This window comes from Maritalea sp., from assembly GCF_051251695.1.
In the GTDB taxonomy this organism is placed as follows: Bacteria; Pseudomonadota; Alphaproteobacteria; order Rhizobiales; family Devosiaceae; genus Maritalea.
The window spans coordinates 1-2,409 of record NZ_JBPOEU010000090.1 but is presented as its reverse complement, the minus strand read 5'-3'; the positions used below and the strand labels follow the sequence as shown (position 1 = coordinate 2,409).

Annotated in this window: 3 protein-coding genes; all 3 read right to left on the bottom strand. The window is 51.8% G+C overall.

Going from position 1 to position 2,409, the window contains the following annotated elements; genetic code table 11:
- Positions 1-62 precede the first annotated feature (62 nt).
- Entirely contained in the window at positions 63-716 is a 654-nt protein-coding gene (locus ACSHWX_RS18260) for a LysE family translocator (protein WP_435669638.1), read from the bottom strand.
- Positions 704-1,789: an isopenicillin N synthase family dioxygenase gene (locus ACSHWX_RS18255; protein WP_435669637.1), complete on the bottom strand. Its 1,086-nt coding sequence runs from the start codon at positions 1,787-1,789 to the stop codon at positions 704-706. The genes ACSHWX_RS18260 and ACSHWX_RS18255 overlap by 13 nt, the downstream gene beginning before the upstream one ends.
- A 61-nt stretch (positions 1,790-1,850) precedes the next feature.
- Positions 1,851-2,409, bottom strand: a 559-nt coding sequence (locus ACSHWX_RS18250; RefSeq protein ID WP_435669636.1) for an ATP-binding protein, incomplete at its 5' end; no start/stop codon positions are given.

Genomic DNA, 2,409 nt, shown 5'->3' with positions numbered 1-2,409 from the left:
GATGGTGACCGTTCATTAAATGACGGTCACCGCAGTCATGGAGCACTGGTACGCCAAAGAGATCAAAGAAAACTGAAGTGCAGGTTGAGCGCGATGAGAATCAAGATTGCACCACTCACCCACGCAAGATATTCCCGAAACCTTTGCTGTCGGTTCAATATGTTGGCCAATGTGCCCCCTGTGTACGCGACGAAGATGTCGGTTGGGATCGCCGTAAGGGGCACCAAAACACCAAGCGTCAGGAGCTGCCACTGAACGTTAACATCGTTCAGGTGGCCATCGCCCATTGCAACAAACGGGGGCAGAAAAAGCGCAAAGAACAGGACCGTTTTGGGGTTCAGCAGCTCAACCAGAACGCCCTGCCAAACAATTGTCGAGAAGGAATTACGTTTGACGCGCTCAACCTCAAGAACAGTCATGCCGCTGCTACGCGCCTCCCAGATCATGGCCACCCCCAACCAGATCAAATAGGCCGAACCGATGTAGCGTAAGGCGGGCACAATCCATTCTACCTTGGTAAACACCGCCGCCAGCCCCATCGCCGTTGCGACAGCAAGAAGAATACCCCCTAAGGCAAGGCCAAACGCCGAGGCGAGACCCGCAGCGCGATTCTGTCCGACGGTGCGAGACAGGACATATAGCATGGATGGCCCCGGCGTCGCACTTAGGGCAAAGCCCGCGACGGACACGGAAATGATTGCGTCTAGTTGAGGCATGTTTCTTTATCGCTCCGGTTCATTCGTTTTTCAAAAGGGTTTTCGACCGACTTTGTGATCTCATTATCGCTTTGTTTGGAAGCGAACTGCGCAGCGTTCCGCAAATACGGAAAATCCCGCACCAGCATCCGTTCAAGATGTGCGCCGGCCATAAATGGGTCATATTGGGCGGGGCGGTCCATGCTGATCAGCTGTGGAAACGGCTCAATCATCGTATTGTAATCAGCGGCAACGAAGTACGGCAGCGAATAGCGTTCGGGGCTTAGGTTGAGAACCCGGTGCGGTGTTGAGCGCAGCAATCCGTTGCTCCATGCTTCGAGCATATCACCGATGTTCACAATCAGCACCCTTGGGTCAGCGGGTACATCAATCCACTGATCATCCTTGGCCATGACCTGAAGCCCTTTGTTGCGGGTGTGAAGCAGTGTCAGGCACTCATAGTCCGTATGCGCGCCCATGTTGACCGATTTTCGGTCTGTGCCTTCAGACTGCCGAACATAATGCAGCAGACGCAGTTGCGATATCGGTTTGCGCATGTGGCTGGTCATCGCCCCGGTGGGCAGGTCAAGATACATTTCCAGTGCTGTGGTGACCAAACGGCCAAGTGCTGCAACTTGGGAGTAGTATTGACTGATCACGCCCCTAAAGCCTGCCAGTTCAGGCCACACATTTGGCCCCAGCACCCTGTTTCCCGCCAAAAAGTCCGGATCATCGGGGGACAGATCAAGTCCAAGATCGAAGGCCTCATAGCTGCGGTTGACTTCGTCTGGGTAATCACCCTTTTCGGTGAACGGCACATATCCCCGATGATTGGGGCTATCCCCAATATAGTAACCACGCTTAACCGCTTCGGGTAACGCGAAAAACTGTGCGGCCACACGGTATGTTGCCTCAATAAGAGGCACATCAATCCCGTGATCACAAATCCGGAAAAATCCGATTTTCTGTGCGGCCTCTCCTATGGCTTTTGCCGTTTGCTCAAATTCCTTTTGGTTGTCGTTGCGAAGCCCCTTCACACTGATCAAAGGAAGATGGGCCGCCTCACTGCCCGACTTGCGGGACAAAGTTGTCATTCCAATCTCCAATTTCATGCGGATTTGGTTACCTATTGATCTATCTCAAATCGCCTACAGATTAGGTAAATGCCGGGAAAAACATTCGGAATGTAGATCCCTCATGTTCTTTTGAGGTTACCTCTAATGCGCCGCCAATTTGTTTCATGAACCCATGTACAAATGATAACCCCATACCACTCCCTGCGCCGACTTCCTTTGTTGTAAAGAAGGGGTCGAATATCTGGGCCAATTGATCTTGCGGGATTCCGGCACCGTTGTCAGTGATGCTGAGGCAAACATATCTGCCCCGGCACAATTGGTTTGAAGGAAGGCTTGATTTGGACAAATCGAACAAGAAATTCTCGGTCCGTATTTCGATCAGGCCGCCATCGGGCAAAGCATCTTGTGCGTTCGTTATGAGTTTGGAAAGTGCAATTCCGGTCGCATCTGGGTCTATCTTAACCAACCACAGGTCATCTGAAAGTTTTAGCTCCAGCGAAATGTCGTCATTCAGAATCGATTGGTGCTGATCAATGACCGAAAAGACCAATTTGTTTAGATCATAAGTTTCTTGCTTTAAGCGGGCGCGCTGCGAGAAAGCGAGCATATCTTCGATCAAAACCGCGCCACGTTTGGCG

What these genes read in the sequence shown, in the direction of transcription:
- ACSHWX_RS18260 (WP_435669638.1), bottom strand. Translation starts at nt 716, where the DNA reads ATGCCTCAACTAGACGCAATCATTTCCGTGTCCGTCGCGGGCTTTGCC.
- ACSHWX_RS18255 (WP_435669637.1), bottom strand. Translation starts at nt 1,789, where the DNA reads ATGACAACTTTGTCCCGCAAGTCGGGCAGTGAGGCGGCCCATCTTCCT.